The 16,681-nt window shown below is 73.0% G+C and carries 17 protein-coding genes and 1 tRNA gene; 10 read left to right on the forward strand and 8 right to left on the reverse strand.

Annotation, left to right across the window (positions count from 1 at the left end):
* Nucleotides 1–18 precede the first annotated feature (18 nt).
* The 4 genes from MFF61_RS21365 (at nucleotide 19) to MFF61_RS21380 (ending at nucleotide 1,625) form a co-directional block, all read left to right on the forward strand.
* The gene (locus tag MFF61_RS21365) at nucleotides 19–462 is read left to right on the forward strand and encodes an NUDIX domain-containing protein (protein ID WP_238238270.1); all 444 of its coding nucleotides are present in this window, start codon (nucleotides 19–21) and stop codon (nucleotides 460–462) included.
* 100 nt (nucleotides 463–562) lie between these two features.
* Nucleotides 563–637, forward strand: a tRNA-Gly gene (locus tag MFF61_RS21370).
* A 165-nt stretch (nucleotides 638–802) separates the two neighbouring features.
* Nucleotides 803–1,045, forward strand: coding sequence for a hypothetical protein (locus MFF61_RS21375; RefSeq protein WP_238238170.1), 243 nt, complete (start codon nucleotides 803–805; stop codon nucleotides 1,043–1,045).
* A 250-nt stretch (nucleotides 1,046–1,295) separates the two neighbouring features.
* Entirely contained in the window at nucleotides 1,296–1,625 is a 330-nt protein-coding gene (locus MFF61_RS21380; RefSeq protein WP_238238181.1) for a hypothetical protein, read from the forward strand.
* A gap of 288 nt (nucleotides 1,626–1,913) precedes the next feature.
* Here MFF61_RS21380 and MFF61_RS21385 read toward each other — a convergent pair whose 3' ends face one another.
* From MFF61_RS21385 to MFF61_RS21410, 6 genes are all read right to left on the reverse strand, one after another.
* On the reverse strand, nucleotides 1,914–2,105 hold the full coding sequence (locus MFF61_RS21385; protein WP_238238183.1) for a hypothetical protein: 192 nt from the start codon (nucleotides 2,103–2,105) through the stop codon (nucleotides 1,914–1,916).
* A gap of 92 nt (nucleotides 2,106–2,197) precedes the next feature.
* Nucleotides 2,198–2,410 (reverse strand): hypothetical protein, encoded by a 213-nt coding sequence (locus MFF61_RS21390; RefSeq protein ID WP_238238186.1) that lies wholly within the window; start codon nucleotides 2,408–2,410, stop codon nucleotides 2,198–2,200.
* Nucleotides 2,411–2,973: 563 nt separating this feature from the next.
* Complete coding sequence (locus MFF61_RS21395) at nucleotides 2,974–3,897, reverse strand: NAD(P)-dependent oxidoreductase (protein ID WP_238238189.1); 924 nt, start codon at nucleotides 3,895–3,897, stop codon at nucleotides 2,974–2,976.
* On the reverse strand, nucleotides 3,897–4,217 hold the full coding sequence (locus tag MFF61_RS21400) for a putative quinol monooxygenase (protein ID WP_238238191.1): 321 nt from the start codon (nucleotides 4,215–4,217) through the stop codon (nucleotides 3,897–3,899). The genes MFF61_RS21395 and MFF61_RS21400 overlap by 1 nt, the downstream gene beginning before the upstream one ends.
* Nucleotides 4,218–4,271: 54 nt before the next feature.
* Nucleotides 4,272–5,642: an NAD(P)H-dependent oxidoreductase gene (locus MFF61_RS21405; protein WP_238238194.1), complete on the reverse strand. Its 1,371-nt coding sequence runs from the start codon at nucleotides 5,640–5,642 to the stop codon at nucleotides 4,272–4,274.
* 186 nt (nucleotides 5,643–5,828) lie between these two features.
* Complete coding sequence (locus tag MFF61_RS21410) at nucleotides 5,829–6,731, reverse strand: LysR substrate-binding domain-containing protein (protein ID WP_238238196.1); 903 nt, start codon at nucleotides 6,729–6,731, stop codon at nucleotides 5,829–5,831.
* A 261-nt stretch (nucleotides 6,732–6,992) separates the two neighbouring features.
* On the opposite strand from MFF61_RS21410, the gene MFF61_RS21415 reads away from it, so the two are divergent.
* Both MFF61_RS21415 and MFF61_RS21420 read left to right on the forward strand, forming a co-directional pair.
* Entirely contained in the window at nucleotides 6,993–8,024 is a 1,032-nt protein-coding gene (locus MFF61_RS21415; RefSeq protein ID WP_238238198.1) for a TRAP transporter substrate-binding protein, read from the forward strand.
* Nucleotides 8,021–9,898, forward strand: coding sequence for a TRAP transporter large permease (locus MFF61_RS21420; protein WP_238238200.1), 1,878 nt, complete (start codon nucleotides 8,021–8,023; stop codon nucleotides 9,896–9,898). Before MFF61_RS21415 ends, MFF61_RS21420 begins: the two co-directional genes overlap by 4 nt.
* A gap of 51 nt (nucleotides 9,899–9,949) precedes the next feature.
* Here MFF61_RS21420 and MFF61_RS21425 read toward each other — a convergent pair whose 3' ends face one another.
* Complete coding sequence (locus MFF61_RS21425; protein ID WP_238238202.1) at nucleotides 9,950–10,915, reverse strand: quinone oxidoreductase family protein; 966 nt, start codon at nucleotides 10,913–10,915, stop codon at nucleotides 9,950–9,952.
* A gap of 337 nt (nucleotides 10,916–11,252) precedes the next feature.
* Here MFF61_RS21425 and MFF61_RS21430 point away from each other — a divergent pair, with 337 nt between their 5' ends.
* From MFF61_RS21430 to MFF61_RS21445, 4 genes are all read left to right on the forward strand, one after another.
* Entirely contained in the window at nucleotides 11,253–12,425 is a 1,173-nt protein-coding gene (locus MFF61_RS21430) for a CaiB/BaiF CoA transferase family protein (protein ID WP_238238205.1), read from the forward strand.
* A 197-nt stretch (nucleotides 12,426–12,622) separates the two neighbouring features.
* Nucleotides 12,623–13,654, forward strand: coding sequence for an ABC transporter substrate-binding protein (locus MFF61_RS21435; RefSeq protein ID WP_238238207.1), 1,032 nt, complete (start codon nucleotides 12,623–12,625; stop codon nucleotides 13,652–13,654).
* A complete protein-coding gene (locus tag MFF61_RS21440) occupies nucleotides 13,651–14,406 on the forward strand; it encodes an ABC transporter permease (RefSeq protein ID WP_238238209.1) in 756 nt (251 codons plus the stop codon). Before MFF61_RS21435 ends, MFF61_RS21440 begins: the two co-directional genes overlap by 4 nt.
* Nucleotides 14,394–15,152, forward strand: a complete 759-nt coding sequence (locus MFF61_RS21445; RefSeq protein WP_238238212.1) for an ABC transporter ATP-binding protein — start codon at nucleotides 14,394–14,396, stop codon at nucleotides 15,150–15,152. The genes MFF61_RS21440 and MFF61_RS21445 overlap by 13 nt, the downstream gene beginning before the upstream one ends.
* A gap of 72 nt (nucleotides 15,153–15,224) precedes the next feature.
* Here MFF61_RS21445 and metB read toward each other — a convergent pair whose 3' ends face one another.
* Nucleotides 15,225–16,382 (reverse strand): cystathionine gamma-synthase, encoded by a 1,158-nt coding sequence (gene metB, locus MFF61_RS21450; RefSeq protein WP_238238214.1) that lies wholly within the window; start codon nucleotides 16,380–16,382, stop codon nucleotides 15,225–15,227.
* Nucleotides 16,383–16,681 lie beyond the last annotated feature (299 nt).

Here is a 16,681-nt window from a genome sequence, read left to right on the forward strand (position 1 = left end):
CGCGCGCAGCGCCTGCTGATGCGGGGCGCCCACCTCGTCTGGCGCGTCACGCGCGGCATGACGCTCGGCGTGCGCGGCGCGGCGATCGACGGGCAGAACCGCGTCTGCCTGATCCGCCACACCTACGTGGACGGCTGGCACCTGCCGGGCGGCGGCGTCGAGCCCGGCGAGACCGCGCTCGACGCGCTGACCCGCGAGTTCCAGGAGGAGGCCGAGGTGCTGATCGACCCCGGGGCGGCGCGCCTGCACGGGGTCTATTTCAACACGCTCGCCTCCCGCCGCGACCACGTGGTGCTCTACGTCGCCCGCACCTTCACGGTGCGGGCCGCGAAGGTCCCCGACCGGGAGATCGCCGAGGCCGGCTTCTTTCCCCTCGACGCCCTGCCGCCCGAGACCACCCGGGCGACCCGCGCGCGCCTGGCCGAGATCACCCGCGGCCTGCCCCCCGCGACCCATTGGTAGCCGCCGCCGAAAAAGCCGCGCCGCACCCCTTGCGCCCGCCGCCGGAATGGTGTTTATCCCGGCCCGTCGGCGCCGCCACGGTGGATCGCCCGGCACGAGAGCGGGTGTAGCTCAGGGGTAGAGCACAACCTTGCCAAGGTTGGGGTCGAGGGTTCGAATCCCTTCGCCCGCTCCAGTTTCCCAACCAGACACAACGACTGACGAGAGAGCCGCCTGCGGGCGGCTTCGTCGTTTCTGGCCCTTCGGAAGCAGTCGACGGGCGAGGGCGTTGGACTTGGAGCGACGGCATGTCGCGCAACCCGCAGGGCCTCACCAGGGCCGGCAGAGGATGAAGGGCGTCATGGCGATCAAGGCTCTCAACGACCGCAAGAAGCTCTCGAACGACTTCAACGACGCGACGGACGCCTTCATCGACGAGGTGCTGGACGCGCTCCAGGCGGGAACGATCCCGCGCGATCTGGCGCGGGCCTATCTGGCGCATCCCATCGCCATGATGCACGCGGACGGCGCGCAGGCCGTCGCGAACTACCTCGACCGCATGCTGTCGCAGCGGCCCGCGATCGACTGGACCCCGGGCAGCTAGAACCCGGCCGCCGCACGCCCCAGGCCAGGTATGCGGGATGCGCGGCGAACGCCCGGGACCACCAGCGCAACCCGGGCCTCGCTGCGGCTGCCGCCGACGATCGGCCCCGTTTGGCCGAGGGCCTGCGGCGCGCCGGTCGCCGGGCCAGCCCCGAGAAGCCCCTCAGCGGGCCTGGGCCGGCGGTCGAGGCTTCTGGAGAGACGGCTTCCCTCCGGTCGGATCGAAGGGCACGGCAGGACCACCACATCCGGTGCAGATCGAGTTCGAGAGGCGGTCCAGGCGCTTCATGCGGATCCTGTCGGCCGTTTCCCGCTTGGCGGCCTCCGCCTCGAAGGCCGCCTTCCGGCGCCGTTCCTGCGCCTCCGGCGAGGCCTTCCCGTCGCTCGCCGGCTGGGACGCGGCGGCGGCGTCAGGCCCGCTCGATCGCGGCCGCGCCTCGGCGCACCCGAACGAGACCACTGCCATAACCAGCCCACACAGAATCGTTCCAAAAGTCGATTCTGTCTTGACGACGTTCTTCATTCTCGAACCCCCAAAAATCGTCCGTATCACATCCAGGGATACGAGTATTGCCATTTGATTCGTCGGAGCGGTGGCGCACGGCACAGGCCGTGCCGGAGCATCAAGCCGGCCGGCGATGGTGGAATCACTTGCCGTGCACGGACATTCCGGTCGTCGGCCGTTGTCGCGGCCGGCCTCGCCGGCGCGCCCGGCCGCGCGCAGGGATCTCCGCATCGGCCCGGAGCGGCACCGGCCCGATCCTCCTCGGGAGGCCTCACGCCCCGGGCAAAGCGACCCGTGTCCGGCCCGTACGGAGGGTCTGCCCGAGGGACGGGCCGCCCGTCCTGGATGGCACCGCTCCGGATCCTCAGCCCCTGGTCCCGATCGCCTCGCCGTCCCGTTCCGCCCCGCGGCCATCCGGGTATCGGTATCCCTCCAGCCACTTGGCATGCTGCTCGGAGCCGGCCGGATGGGGATTGGCGGTCTCGGGATCGCCGCGATAGCGCGCGTGCCGTCCCTGCTCGAACGGCTCGGCCGACGATGGGTGGATGTCCGGCATGGTGTCCTCCCTGGCCGAAACGCGGACCGGCAGGAATCTCCCGCCGGAACGCTGCCGGCGGGGCGGCGGCCCGAGTTGTCCTTGCGTGGGAATCAGGCCGTCTCGGGCTTCTTCGCCCCGGAGGCCCGCACGCGTGCGGCATCGGCCTGCGTCGCCCAGGCCGCCAGAGCCACCTGGTCGGGGACCTCCTCCTCGGAGCCCCACCAGATCGTGTCGCCGTTGCTCATGACCGCGTACCGGGCCAGTCCGTGCGTGCCCATCGCGACGATGCGCCCCGGCCGCCAAGTCCTGTCCATGACACCCATCGGCACGGCTCCCTGCTCGCCCGTCTACGAACGAACGGCGAGGGTCGGAGGTTCATGGGGCCGCGTGATCTTTGTTCCGCATTGGACCCTCGACCTCCGTCGTCGGCGTCGGGACGGTGATCGCGCCCGGGCGCTACCGGCTGCCCACCGGCCGCTGGGCCGACGGCAACGAGCTGTGGGCCGCCTTCGCCTTCTTCCGCAGCGGCTCAAGCCCGTAGGGATCCGCCGGGATGTCGTACGGATGCCCGTAAAACTCCTCCCCGTCCGCGCGGGGGCCGGGAGACTGGGATACCGGCGCAGGGAGAGCTGCCGTCGTTTGCACCTGTGCAACCGCTGCGGAGCTCATGAGCACGCTAGCAGCTGCGATGAGCAGTGCAGGCCGCATCGAAGGCCTCCAATCCTGTGTGTCGGCGCGGGGTCGTCGGGCGACCTTCGCGCATGCGAATGAACAGACGGTCAATGTCGCGCTGCACAGTCAAGCGCTGACTGCCGTGGCCGGGTCTGCGACGGCGTGCGGCGTGCGCTTTCGCACGCGTCGTCGCCCGCCCCGGGGCCCACGCCGGTCAGGATGCGGCCGAGGCCGCGTGCGCCTGCGGCGCCGGTCCGGCAGCCGGATCGTTGCGGCGCCAGAGCGTGCGAATGATCGCGCTGTGATCGAGGTCGCCGTCCCCGCTCTCGATCAGGTCCGCGAACAGGCGGTCGACCAGCGACAGCACCGGGAGGGTCAGGCCGAGCGCGGCGGCGTGCGCGAGGGCCGTGCCCGTGTCCTTGAGCTGGTACTTGGCCGGACCGCCGGGCGTGAAGTTGCGCTCGATCATCCGCGGCGCGTGCTGCCGCAGGATCGTCGAATCGGCGAAGCCGCCGAGGAGGGCCTCGCGCACCTTCGCCGGGTCGGCCCCGCCGCGCGCCACGAAGGTGATCGCCTCGGCCACCGTCACGAGGGTCGAGGCCACGATGGCCTGGTTGGCGAGCTTGGCGAGTTGCCCGCTGCCGGCCGGGCCGACATGGGTCGGCCGTCCCATCGCGGCGAGGATCGGGCGGAGCTGCGCGAAGGCCTCGGGGCTGCCGCCCGCCATGATGGCGAGCGCCCCGGCGACCGCGCCGGCCTCGCCGCCCGAGACCGGGGCATCGACGTAGCCGACCCCCGAGGCCGCCGCGATCTCCGCCTGCCGCCGCGCCGTCCCGACCGGGATCGAACTCATCACCGCGAGCACGCTGCCGGGCCGCATGGCGGCGAGCGCGCCCTCCGGCCCGAGCAGGACCTCGTCGCTCACCGGGCCGGAACTCACCATGCAGATCACGGCGTCGGCCCCGCGCGCGGCCTCGCGCGGGTCGCCTGCGATCCGCGCGCCCTCGGCCGCGAGAGCCGCCGCCTTGCCGGAGGTGCGGTTCCAGACCCGGACCGCATGGCCGGCCCGGCAGAGGTGGCGCGCCATCGGCGCGCCCATCAGGCCGGTGCCGAGAAAGCCGATCGTGGCCGGGCTCATCAGGGGCTGTCCTCGCCGGAGCAGGTCCGGCTCAGGATCCGCACCGGACGCTCCGCCGCGACCAGGGCCGGGAACCCATCCCGGAACCGCGCGAGGTGCGGCGTGGCGAGATGCGCGTCGAACGCGGCGCGGTCGGCGTAGACCTCGTAGAACACGACGGTCCGCTCGTCCGTGCCGACCGCGACGTCGAAGCGGCGGCAGCCCGGCTCGAGCGCGACCGAGGCGCGGGCATCCTCGTGCGCGAGGGCGAGAAAGGCGTCGAGGCAGCCGGGCCTGACCTCGAACTCGGCGATGACCACGAAGGGACGCGGGTCGGACATGCGGAGGCCTCGCGTGGATCCGGGGCGGAAGACGGGGAGGGCGCGCGGGACCGTTCAGGCGGCCTGCGGGGGCTGCTGCGAGGGATCCTGCCGGACCGCCTCCTCCATCCGGCGGCGCAGGGCCACCACGTCGAGGTCGTTCTCCAGTTCCACGTCGTCGACGCGCACCACCTCGTCCTTGCCGACCGGCCGCTTGAGCCTGACGTTGTGGGCGAGCCCGATCGGCAGCGCACCGAGGCGCACGCTCTTGGCGGCCGGGATCGCATTCGCCCAGACCGCGTAGCCGCCCTCGCCGTCGAGCATCTCGCCGGGCTTCAGGTCGCGCTTGGCCGTCGCCACCGCGTCGCCGCGGAACTCCTTCGAGCAGCCGGTGGGCTCGCCGCGCAGCACCGCCGAGAGCACGCTCACGCTCGTCTCCAGCCCGATCATGTGGAAGGGCCGCCACATCGAGCCGTACCAGCCGGACGGGTCGGTGAGCAGGCCGTACTGGCGGAAGCAGGCCCGGGTGTACTCGCTCGTCGCCCTGAAGGTGACGAAGACCCCGTAGCGGATGTTGTTGAACACCTCGCGCCCGTCCGGCTCCTGGCTCGCCGCGATGTCGACGAGGCCGCTGCGGGGCAGGCGGCCGCCATCCGCCACCGGGCGGAACACGCGGGCGAGGTCGTGCAGGCCGGCCGGCGGGAAGGCGAGGCCGTCCTCCGGGCAGTCGAGCCCGGTCCCGTTGGCGACCGCCGCCATCTCGATCGCCGCCTTGGTGCCGTCCGTGAAGGAGTTGTACATCTTGGGGTTGAAATCGCCCTTGCGTACCTCCTCCTCGGACCAGCCGAAGAAGCCCCAGACGGTGTCGGGGGTGGAGTAGCGGTAGCGCGGCTCGAAGTTCATGCCCTTGCCGGCCGAGGTCAGCTCGAAGCCGCAGGCGCGCGCCCAGTCCACGAGTTCGCAGATGATGGCGGGCTGGTCGCCGTAGGCCATGCTGTAGACCACGCCCTTCTGGCGTGCCCGCTCGGCCAGCAGCGGGCCGCAGAGCACGTCGGCCTCGACGTTGACCATGACGACGTGCTTGCCGGCCTCGATCGCCTGCAGCCCGTGCCGGATGCCCGCGATGGGATGCCCCGTCGCCTCGATGATGCACTCGATCTCGTCGCAGGCGCTGAGCGCGCCCGCATCGTCCAGCACGCAGGTCCGGCCCGTGCGCACGGCATCGCCGAGCGACGGGGCGGCGTAGCGCTCCTCCGGCCAGCCGACGCGCGCGAGCGCGTCGCGGGTGCGCCCGACGTTCAGGTCGGCGATGCCGACGACGTGCAGGCCCTCGATGCGCTGCGCCTGGGCGAGCACCATGGAGCCGAACTTGCCGGCGCCGATCAGGCCGACGCGGACCGGCCGCCCGGCGGAGGCGCGCTGCAGCAGCAGGGTGGACAGGTTCATGGGTTTCCTCCTCCGCGAGGACCGGATGCGTCGCCGCCCCAGGCCCGGCGAGCCGGGCAGGGCGGGAGGGTCCTCTCTGCAACCTGGGCGGTTCTATCGGCCGCGCCGCGAGGTCGTGACGAGCGGACGCTAGAAGCGGGTTTCGTGTAGGACAATCCAGATTTCCGAACGCATCCTGAAGCAGGGCTAAACGATTCGTGCCCGCTCCCCGGCCCAGGCATCCCGCTCCTGCCGGATCCAGTCGAGGAAGACCCGCACCTTGCGGTGGCGCAGGTGGTCGGGCGGGCAGGTCACCCATTGCGTTACCAGCGTCACCCGGGGCGGGGTCTCCACCGGGCAGACGAGGCGCCCCGCCTGCAGGTCGCCGCCCATCATCAGGTCGCTCTCCAGCGCGATGCCGAACCCGCGGGCGGCGGCGTCGATCGCCATGTGGCTGCGATCGAACAGCAGCCGGCGCCAGCGCGCGGCCGGAGTGACGCCCGCGAGCTTGAACCAGTGCGCCCACTGCACCTGCGACTTCACCGAGTGGATCAGCCGGTGCCGGGGAAGGTCGTCAGGCGCGAGGCTGCCCGACGCGGCGAGCGCGGGCGCGCAGACGGGCCGGAAGCTCTCCTCCACCAAGCCCTCCGCGTAGAGGCCCGGCCAGCCGCCCGTGCCGTGGCGGATCTCGAGATCGACGCTCTCCTTCTGGAAGGCGGTCGGCTCGTTGGTGCCGTCGAGGCGCAGCTCGATGTCGGGATGAGCGTCGATGAAGCCGGCGAGGCGGGGCAGCAGCCACTTGGTCGAGAGGCTCGGCGTCGCCCGCACGGTGAGGGTGGTGACCGTGCGGAAGCCCTGGATGCGCTGCGTCGCCTCCATGATCTGGTCGATGCCGCCGCCGATCATCTCGAAGTAGCGCTCGCCCGCCTCGGTCAGGACGATGGTGCGGCCCACCTTGCCGATCAGCGCGGTCCCCAGGCCCACCTCCAGGGTCTGGATCTGCTGGCTCACCGCGGAGGGCGTCACCCCGAGTTCCTCCGCCGCCCGGGTGATGCTCCCGGCGCGGGCGACCGCGTGGAAGACCGTGATGGCGCGCAGGGGGACCGGCATGGCGACACTTTAGCTCCGCTACACGAACGCGCAAACAATCTGGATGGTCCTACACGGACACCCTTCCGTAGAGTCCGGCCGGACACCACAAGAACGCCCCGCCGCGGGGCGCCGACAGGGAGGATGAGGGCGCGCGCCACCGCGCCCTGCCGCGCTGCCCTGCGCCGGCCCTTCCTGCCGCCCGGCCCGCGGCCCGCCAGACCAGAAGCGATGCCCGTACCGGCCCCGCGGGGCGGATGACGGCGCACGGGAGGAAACACCATGCCGAACGATCCGGATTCCGGCCCCCGCCGCGGCCTCTCGCGCCGCAGCCTGCTGACGGCCGCGATCCCGCTGGTCGCGATCCGCACGCGGCCCGCTCTCGCCGCGGAGTTCACCTACAAGCTCGCGACCGGCCAGTCCCTCGCCCAGCCGATCAACGCCCGCCTCGACCAGGCGACGCAGCGCATCCGCGAGGCGTCCGGCGGGCGGCTGGACCTGAAGTTCTTCCCGGCGAGCCAGCTCGGTTCAGACACCGACCTGATCACGCAGGTGCGGGCAGGCGGCATCGAGTTCCTCAACATCGCGGGCTCCGTCCTCTCCACCGTCGCGGCGGGGGCGGCGATCACCAATGTCGGCTTCGCCTTCGCGGATTACGAGCAAGTCTGGCGCGGGGCGGACGGCCCGGTCGGCCAGTACGTGCGCACCCAGATCGAGAAGGCGGGCCTGATCGTCGCGGCCAAGCCCGCGGACAACGGCTTCCGCCAGATCACCTCGGCCTCGAAGTCGATCAAGCGGCCCGAGGACCTGAAGGGGTACCGCATCCGCGTGCCGGTCTCCCCGATCTTCACCTCGCTGTTCTCCGCGCTCGGGGCGAACCCGACCTCGATCAACTTCAACGAGCTGTACACCGCGCTGCAGACCCGGCTGGTCGACGGCCAGGAGAACAGCCTCGTGACGATCGACACCGGCAAGCTCTTCGAGGTGCAGAAACACGTCTGCGAGACCAACCACATCTGGGATCCCTACTGGATCGTGGCGAACCGGCGCGCCTTCGGGCGCCTGCCCGAGCCCCTGCAGGAGATCGTGCGGCGCGAGTTCGACCGGGCGGCGATGGAGGAGCGCGAGGACATGGTCCGCCTCACCGGCACGCTCAAGGCCCAGCTCACCGCCAGGGGCCTCGTCTTCGAGAGCGTCGACAAGGAGGCGTTCCGCCGGAGCCTGACCCAGGCCGGATACTACCGCGAATGGAAGACCAAGTTCGGACCCGAGGCTTGGCAGGCCCTCGAAACCGTCACGGGAGGGCTCGCGTGAGCGCGGCGGCCGACCTGCCGGGCCGGGTCGAGACGGTCCCGGCGCCCGCCTCCGACTGGCTGGCCCTCGCGGAGCGGGGCCTGCGCGCCGCCGTCGAGGTGCCGGCGGCCCTCGTCGTCGTCGCCGAGGTGGTGATCCTGTTCGTCGGCATCGTCGCCCGCGCGCTCGGCCACCCGATCATCTGGAGCGACGAACTCGCCTCGATCCTGTTCCTGTGGCTCGCCATGCTGGGCAGCGTCGTCGCCATCCAGCGCGGCGAGCACATGCGGCTGACCTTCGTGGTGGGCCAGTTCTCGCCGCGCGTCCAGGCGTGGTGCGAGACGCTCGCGGTCGGGACGATGTTCGTCTTCCTGGTCCTGCTGCTCCACGCGGCCTACGACTACACGGACGACCAGTCCTTCGTGGAGACGCCGGCGCTCGGCTGGTCCGGGACGGTCCGGGCCCTCGCGGTCCCGGTGGGCTTCGTCGCGGCGCTGCTCAGCTGCTCGCTGCGTCTCGCCCGCCACCGGATCGCCGACCTCGCCGGGGCCACGCTGGTGCTCGCGGCCATCGCCGGGCTGCTCGCGCTCGGCGCACCGGTCCTCACCGCGATGGGCGACTGGTCGCTCCTCGTCTTCTTCGTCGGGCTCCTCGGCCTCGGCATCCTGGCGGGCGTGCCGATCGCCTTCGCGTTCGCGCTCGCCACCTCGGCCTACCTGCTCACCGTCACCTCGACGCCGCTCACCATCGTGGTCGGGCGCATGGACGAGGGCATGAGCAGCCTGATCCTGCTCGCCGTGCCGCTCTTCGTCCTGCTCGGCCAGCTCGTCGACGCCACCGGCATGGCCCGCGTGATGGTGGCCTTCCTGGCGGCGCTGCTCGGCCACGTGAAGGCCGGCATGTCCTACGTGCTGCTGGGCGCCATGCTGCTCGTCTCAGGGATCTCCGGCTCGAAGACGGCCGACATGGCGGCGGTCGCCCCCGTGCTGTTCCCGGAGATGCGCCGGCGCGGCATGAAGGACGGCGAGCTGCTCTCGCTGCTCGCCGCGTCGGGTGCGATGAGCGAGACGATCCCGCCCTCGATCGTGCTCATCGCCATCGCCTCGGTCACCGGCGTGTCGATCGCGGCCCTGTTCACCGCCGGCATCCTGCCCGCGCTGGTGCTGGCGCTGGTGCTGGGCGTGGTCGCCCGCTACCGGGCCGGCCGGGAGGAGGACGCGACCCCGGTGCCGCGGGCGCCGGTCTCCGTGATGGGGCGGACGCTGCTCGTCGCGCTGCCGGCGCTGCTCCTGCCCTTCCTCATCCGCACCGCGGTGGTGGAGGGCGTGGCGACGGCGACCGAGGTCTCGACCATCGGCATCGCCTACTCGCTGCTGCTCGGGCTCCTGATCTACCGGGGCGGCCTGTCCTGGGCGGCCGTGCGGCCGATGCTGGCGCGCACCGCCTCGCTCTCGGGCGCGATCCTGTTCATCGTCGGGGCGGCGAGCGCGATGGCCTGGGCGCTGACGCAGTCGGGCTTCTCGCACGACCTCGCCCGTGCGATGGCGGCGGTGCCCGGCGGGAAGACCGGCTTCCTGCTGATCTCGGTGATCGCCTTCATCGTGCTCGGCAGCCTGCTGGAGGGCATCCCGGCCATCGTCCTGTTCGGGCCGCTGCTCTTTCCGATCGCGCAGCAGTTCGGCATCCACGAGGTGCACTACGCCATCGTGGTGATCCTCGCGATGGGGCTCGGCCTGTTCGCGCCGCCCTTCGGCCTCTGCTACTACGCGGCCTGCATCATCGGGGATGTCCCGCCGGAAGCCGGGATGCGCCGGATCTGGATCTATCTCGGGTCGCTGTTCATCGGCCTCCTGGTGCTGACCTTCGTGCCCTGGTTCTCGATCGGGTTCCTGTGACGGCGGCCGCCCCCGGGGCGCCGCCATCGCCGGGACGCGCCGTCCTCGCGCTCACAGCGTGAGGACGATCTTGCCGAAGTGACGGTTGGCGCGCATGTGGTCGAGCGCGTCCGAGACCTGCGCGAAGGCGAAGCTGCGGTCGACGGGCAGGCGCAGCCGGCCGGCCTCCAGGGCCGGCCAGAGGTCGGCCCGGGTGCGGCGCACGATCTCGGCGACCTCCGCGGGCGTGCGCGTGCGGAAGGTGACGCCGATGTAGCGCAGGCGCTTGAGCGCGTGGAGATCGAAGTCGAACGGGCCGGTCTGGCCGCCGAGCCGGCCGACATTGACGATGCGCCCGCGCACGGCGGCGGCGCGCATGCAGCCCTCGAAGACGCCTCCCGAGACCTGGTCGATGATGAGGTCGACGCCGCCCGTCGCCGCATGCGCGGCCTCGGCCCAGCCCGGATCGGCGGTGTCGAGGGCGAGGTCGGCCCCGAACGCGCCGAGGCGGGCGCGCCGGTCCGGATGCGTCGAGGTGCCGATCACGGTGCCGGCGCCGAGGAGCCGGGCGATCTGGAGGCCCATCAGGCCGACACCGGAACTCGCGCCCTGGATCAGCACCGATTCCCCGGGCTGCAGGCCCCCGTTGGTGACGATCGCGTCGTGCATGGTCTGCAGGGCGATCGGCAGGGTCGCGGCCGTCGCGAAGTCGAGGCCGGCCGGGATCGGGCAGGCCTGCGCGGCGGCGAGGACGACCTGCTCGGCGAAGGCGCCGCTCGTGCCGCCCATGACCCGGTCGCCCACGGACAGGCCGGTGACGCCCGCCCCCAGGGCCGCGACCTCGCCGGCGCATTCGAGGCCCAGCCGCGCCCCCGGCCCGCCGCGGGCGCCGTGCATCGCCCCCGAGGCCATGATCACGTCGGCCCGGTTGAGGCCGCAGGCCCGCACCCGCACCAGCACCTCGCCCGGGCCGGGCTCGGGCGGGGCGACCTCCTCGACGACGACGTGACGCGGTGCGGCCAGGACGGCAGCCTTCATGGAATCCTCCCGGGTGGACGCCCGCCTCCGGGCGGCGGGCGATCGTGCCGGAGGAGATGGGGCCCGAACGGCCGAAGTGACCGGGCCCCGCCGCGCGGGTGCCGGCGGCGACGCGCCGCGGGGCTGCGCCCGGGCCCGGGATCGTGCCATAGCACCTGCGCCGGAACGGTGCTGTGATGCGCAGCCGGGAGAGCCGCCGATGACGAGCGACGCCAGCGAGAGCACGCCCCCCTCCCGACGGTCGAGGGCGCCGTCGCGCCCGCCCGTCGTCACGGGCTGAGCCTCACCGCTGCGGGGCGCCGGACGGCGCCCGCCCAAGCCGATCGGAGTCCGCCGAATGCCCCATCCCCTCGCCCTCGCACGCTTCCGGGTGCTGGACCTGACCCGCGTGCGCGCCGGCCCGACCGCCGTGCGCCAGCTCGCCGATTGGGGCGCCGACGTCGTGAAGATCGAGGCGCGCGACGGCGATCAGGTCGAGGGCGACCGCGACGGCTCCGACTTCCAGAACCTGCACCGCAACAAGCGCAGCCTGACGCTCGACCTGAAGCGGCCGGAGGGCGTGGCGGTGCTCAAGCGCCTCGCCGCAACGGCCGACGTGCTGGTGGAGAACTACCGTCCCGACGTGAAGGACCGGCTCGGCATCGGCTACGAGGCGATGCGGGCGGTCAACCCGCGCCTCGTCTATGCCAGCATCTCCGGCTACGGCCAGGACGGCCCCTACCGCCTGCGGCCGGGCGTCGACCAGATCGCCCAGGGCATGGGCGGCCTGATGTCGATCACCGGCCCGGAGGGCGGCGGCCCGGTCCGGGCCGGGATCGCGGTCGCCGACACGAGCGCCGGGCTCTACTGCGCGCTGGGCATCCTCACGGCGCTCCTGGAGCGCGAGGTCTCCGGGGAGGGGCAGTGGGTCCAGACCTCGCTGCTCCAGGCCCAGATCGCGATCCTCGACTTCCAGGCCGCGCGCTGGACGATGGACGGCGAGGTGCCGCCCCAGGCCGGCAACCACCATCCGACCATCAGCCCGATGGGCACCTTCCCGGCGCGCGACGGGCACGTCAACATCGCCCCGCTCGGCCCCCCGATGTGGCGGCGGCTGTGCGAGGTGCTGGGCCATCCCGAATGGATCGAGGATCCGCGCTTCGCCGACGCGCGTGGGCGCGGGCGCAATCGTGCGGTCCTGGTGGACTTGATCGGGGCGGTGACCCGCACCCGCCCCTCCGCCGCCTGGGTGGAGGCGTTCAACGCCGCGGGCATCCCGTGCGGGCCGATCTACGCGCTCGATCAGGTCTTCGCCGACCCGCAGGTCGCGCATCTCGGCATGGCCGAGGCGGTCGCGCATCCGCGCCTGGGGCCGATCCGGCTGGTGGGCCAGCCGATCCGGATGTCGCGCTCGTCCGGGGCGATCCGGAGCCCGGCCCCCGAGCGCGGCGGCCAGGCGGACGAGATCCTGGCGGAGGCCGGCTACGGCCCGCAGGACATCGCCGCGCTGAGACGGGACGAGATCATCTGAGGACCGGCCGGACCCACGCCGGCTCCCTTCCGCATCGTCCGGGGCGCGGACGATCTTGCCCGCCACCGGTCCGACGGAGAAGAAATCCCTCCCGCAGCGCAGGAATCAGGCAGGATCATCTTCTTGCGGCCGCGTTCTTGCGCGGCCGAGGCACGATGTTCTAAGCCGGCCGCGTTCCTCGATCCGGCCGGGCTGTCATGACCTTCACGCGACGCACGATCCTTACGGCAGCCCCGGTCCTGGGGGCCGCCGCGCTCGGCACGGCCGGACGGGCGCAGGCACGCGGCGTGCCCCTGCGGGTCGGCGTGATCCCGATCCTCGCCGCGGCCCCTGTCTTCGTCGCCGAGAAGGAGGGCTGGCTGAAGGAGGCGGGGCTGACCCTCAGCGTCACCACCTTCGAATCCGGCCCCAACATGATCCAGGCGCTGGCCTCGGGCACCCTCGACGTCTACGTGGCGGGCGTGGCGCCGCTCGGCGTCGCCCGCTCGCGCGGCATCGACGTCAAGGTCGTGACGGCGACCGCCGTCGAGGAGAACGTCTTCGTCGCCGGCGCGAAGCTCGCCCGCCATTTCACCCCTGGCCTCGCCCCCGCCGAGGCCTTCCGGCGCTTCCGCGCCGAGACCGGCACGCCCGCCCGGCTCGCCACCCAGCCCCTCGGCTCGGTGCCCAACACCACGTTGCAGCACTGGCTCTGGGAGGTGGCGAAGGCCGATCCGAAGGACGTGAGCATCGTGTCGATGGGGATCGACGCGACCCAGCAGGCGGTCCTGGCCGGCGCCGTCGAGGGCGGCATCCTGCGCGAGCCGGCGGTCTCGATCGTCACCGGCCGCGATCCGGGCATCCGGCTCGTGGCGCTGGGCGGCGAGATGTTCCCGAACCAGCCCGGCACCGTCGTGGCGCTCACCCGCACGCTCCTCGACCGCGAGCCCGAGGCGTCCCAGGCGCTCGTGACCGGGATCGTGCGGGCCGTGGACCTGATCGGCCGCAACCCGGACCGCGTCGCGCCGGTCATCGAGGCGGCGCTCGGCAAGGGCCTCGTCGACGGCACCACGATCCGCCGCGCGCTCGCCTCGCCGGCCACCCGGTTCACCGCGGATCCGCGCGCCATCGTGGAGGCCACCGCCGCCATGCAGCGCTATCAGGTCAGGCTCGGCGCCCTCGACCGCGAAGTCTCCCTCGACGGCCTGTTCGAGCCGCGCCTCTACGAGCGCGCCGTGGCGGGCCGGTGAGGGCGCGGCGGGCAGCCCCGCTGCTCCCCCTCCTCGGGCTCGTCGCCTTCTTCGCCCTCTGGGAGGCGGTGCCGCTGGCGGGCCTCGTCAACCCGGCCTTCCTGCCCCCGCCCTCGGCGCTGCCGGGCGCGTTCCTGCGGGAGCTGCGCACCGGCCAGTGGCTCGCCGCCATCGGCAACAGCCTGGGGCACTACGCGCTCGGTCTCGGACTCGGCATCGGGCTGGGCATCGCGGCCGGCACGGTCACGGGCCTGTTCCGCACCGCCGAGGCCCTGACCGCCTGGGTGGTGCGGGTGCTGCGCCCGGTGCCGGGGCTCGCCTGGGTGCCCTTCGCGATCATCTGGTTCGGGGTGAGCCCGGCCGCGGCGGTGTTCATCATTGCGGTCGGCGTGTTCTGGATCGTCTACTTCGCCAGCCACGGGGCGATCCGGGGCGTCGACCGCGACCTCCTGGAGGTGGCGGACGCCTTCGGCTTCCGCTCCGCCCCCGAGCGCCTGGTCAAGGTGGTCTGGCCCGCCGCGACGCCGGGCATCCTGGTCGGCGTGCGCACCGCCATCGGGCAGGCCTGGATGGCCGTGGTGGCGGCCGAGATCTTCGGCGTGCCCGGCCTCGGGCAGCGGATGATGCAGGCCTCGACGCTGCTCGCGACCGACATCGTGGTCGTCTACATGCTCACCATGGCGTTCCTCTACGGCGTGCTCGATGCCGCCTTCACCGCCCTGCAGGGCCGGATGCTGCGATGGCGGGCCTGATCGAGATCCGGGCCCTCGCGCTCGCCTTCACGCGCGAGGGCGCCCGCACGGAGGTGCTGGCCGACCTCGACCTCGACGTCGAGCCCGGCGAGTTCCTGGCCATCGTGGGCGCGTCCGGGGTGGGGAAGTCGACGCTCCTGCGGGTGATCGCCGACCTCGTGCGCCCGAGCGCCGGCAGCGTCCGGCTGAGCCCGCCCGCCCCGGGCCGCCGCGCGGTCGCGCTGGTGTTCCAGGATGCGCGCCTGCTGCCGTGGCGGCGGATCCTCGACAACGTCGCCTTCGGGCTGGAGAAGCTGCGGCTGGCGCGGGCGGAGCGGCGGCGGCGGGCCGGGGAGGCGCTCGCGCGGGTCGGGCTTGCGGCGCTGGCCGCGCGCTGGCCGTTCCAGCTCTCGGGCGGCCAGCGCCAGCGGGTCGCGCTCGCCCGGGCGCTCGCGGTGGAGCCGCACGTGCTCCTGATGGACGAGCCGTTCTCGGCCCTCGACGCGCTGACCCGCGAGAGCCTGCAGGACGAACTCTCCCGCCTCTGCGGCGCCGCGCGGCAGACCGTGCTGTTCGTCACCCACGACATCGAGGAGGCGGTCTACCTCGCCGACCGGATCGTGGTGCTGGCCGGATCGCCCGGGCGGATCGTGGCGACCCACACGGTACCGGCGCCGCGCCCGCGCGACCGGGCGGCCCCGGCCCTGCAGGAGACGGCCCGGCGGATCCGGCGCGATCTCACCGCCCCCGACCGCCTTCCGGCCTGACCGCCGCACCGGGCCGCCCGGCGCGGGGGAGGCCGTGGCGTGCCAGGCCGGCCGGCAGGGCGGCCACCCCGCTCAGCCCGCGGCGTCGAGGGCCTGCGCGAGATCGGCCAGCAGGTCCTCCTCGGCCTCAAGCCCCACCGACAGCCTCAGCAGGCCGTCGCCGACGCCAGCCGTGCGCCGCGCCTCCGGGTCCATGGCCGCATGGGTCATGCTCACCGGGTGGGCGACCAGGCTCTCGATCCCGCCGAGGGATTCCGCCAGGGTGAAGACCCGCAGCCGCGCGACCACGGCGCGGACGGCCTCGCGCCCCCCCGCGAGCTCGACGCTCAGCATGGCGCCGAAGCCGCTCTGCTGCGCCCGGGCGATCGCGTGCCCCGGGTGATCGGGCAGGCCGGGATAATGCACGCGCGCCGCCGCCGGGTGCGCCGCCAGGAAGGCCGCGATGGCTCCCGCGCTCCGCTGCTGGCGCTCCACGCGCGCGAACAGCGTGCGGATGCCGCGCAGGGTCAGGTAGGCGTCGAAGGGCGAGCCCGTGACGCCGGTCGTGTTCGCCCAGTCGGCCAGGGTCGCGCCGAGCCCGGCATCCGCCGCCACCACCGCGCCGCCGATCACGTCCGAATGGCCGTTGAGGAACTTGGTGGTGGAGTGGACGACGAGGTCGGCCCCGAGCGCGATCGGCTGCTGCAGGGCAGGGGACAGGAAGGTGTTGTCGACGACGAGGAGCGCGCCCGCGGCGCCCGCGAGGGCGGCCGTGCGGCGGATGTCCACGATCCGCATCAGGGGGTTGCTCGGCGTCTCGACGAGCACGAGGCGCGGCCGCTCGGACAGCGCGGCGGCGAGCGCGGCGTCGTCGGTCTGGTCCACGAAGGCGACGCGGTAATGCCCCTTGGCGCTGCGCTGGCTCAGCAGCCGGTGGGTGCCCCCGTAGCAATCGTGGGGAGCGACCAGCAGGTCGCCCGGCGCCAGCGGCGAGAGGGCGAGATCGAGGGCCGCCATGCCGCTCGCCACCACGACGGCGCGCGCGCCGCCCTCCAGCTTGGCGATGGTGTCGGCGAGCTGGTCGCGGGTCGGGTTGCCGAGCCGCGAGTAATCGTGCGCCCGCGGGCGCTCGAAGCCCTCGAACGCGAAGGTCGTCGAGAGGTAGAGCGGCGGGCTGACGGCTCCGAACGCGGTATCCGTGCCGATGCCGTTCGCGGCAGCGATCGTCTGGGCGGCCGTCCGATGTCCCACGCGCAATCCTTCCTGTCCCGAGCCGCCGCGATCAGGCGCGGTCCGCTCCCCGGGTCACCCCGGAGCGATCGTTCTATAAACCGAACGATGTGAGCTGACAACAGAACGGCTTTGATGGGGACAGCGTCGATGGGGATCTTGGCCGGCGCCAGCCCTCGCCGCCGCAGCCAGCCGTCCGGTGCAGGCGTGCCGCCGACGCCAGCCCGGCGTTCCGGTGAGGCCCGATCTCGGCCAAGCGGTTCTCTTTACCGGACATTCCGAGGAACGGGAGGCGATGCCGCGAGCCAGGCTCGTGAGGA

It is taken from the genome of Methylobacterium isbiliense, from assembly GCF_022179325.1.
Classification (GTDB): Bacteria; Pseudomonadota; Alphaproteobacteria; order Rhizobiales; family Beijerinckiaceae; genus Methylobacterium; species Methylobacterium isbiliense.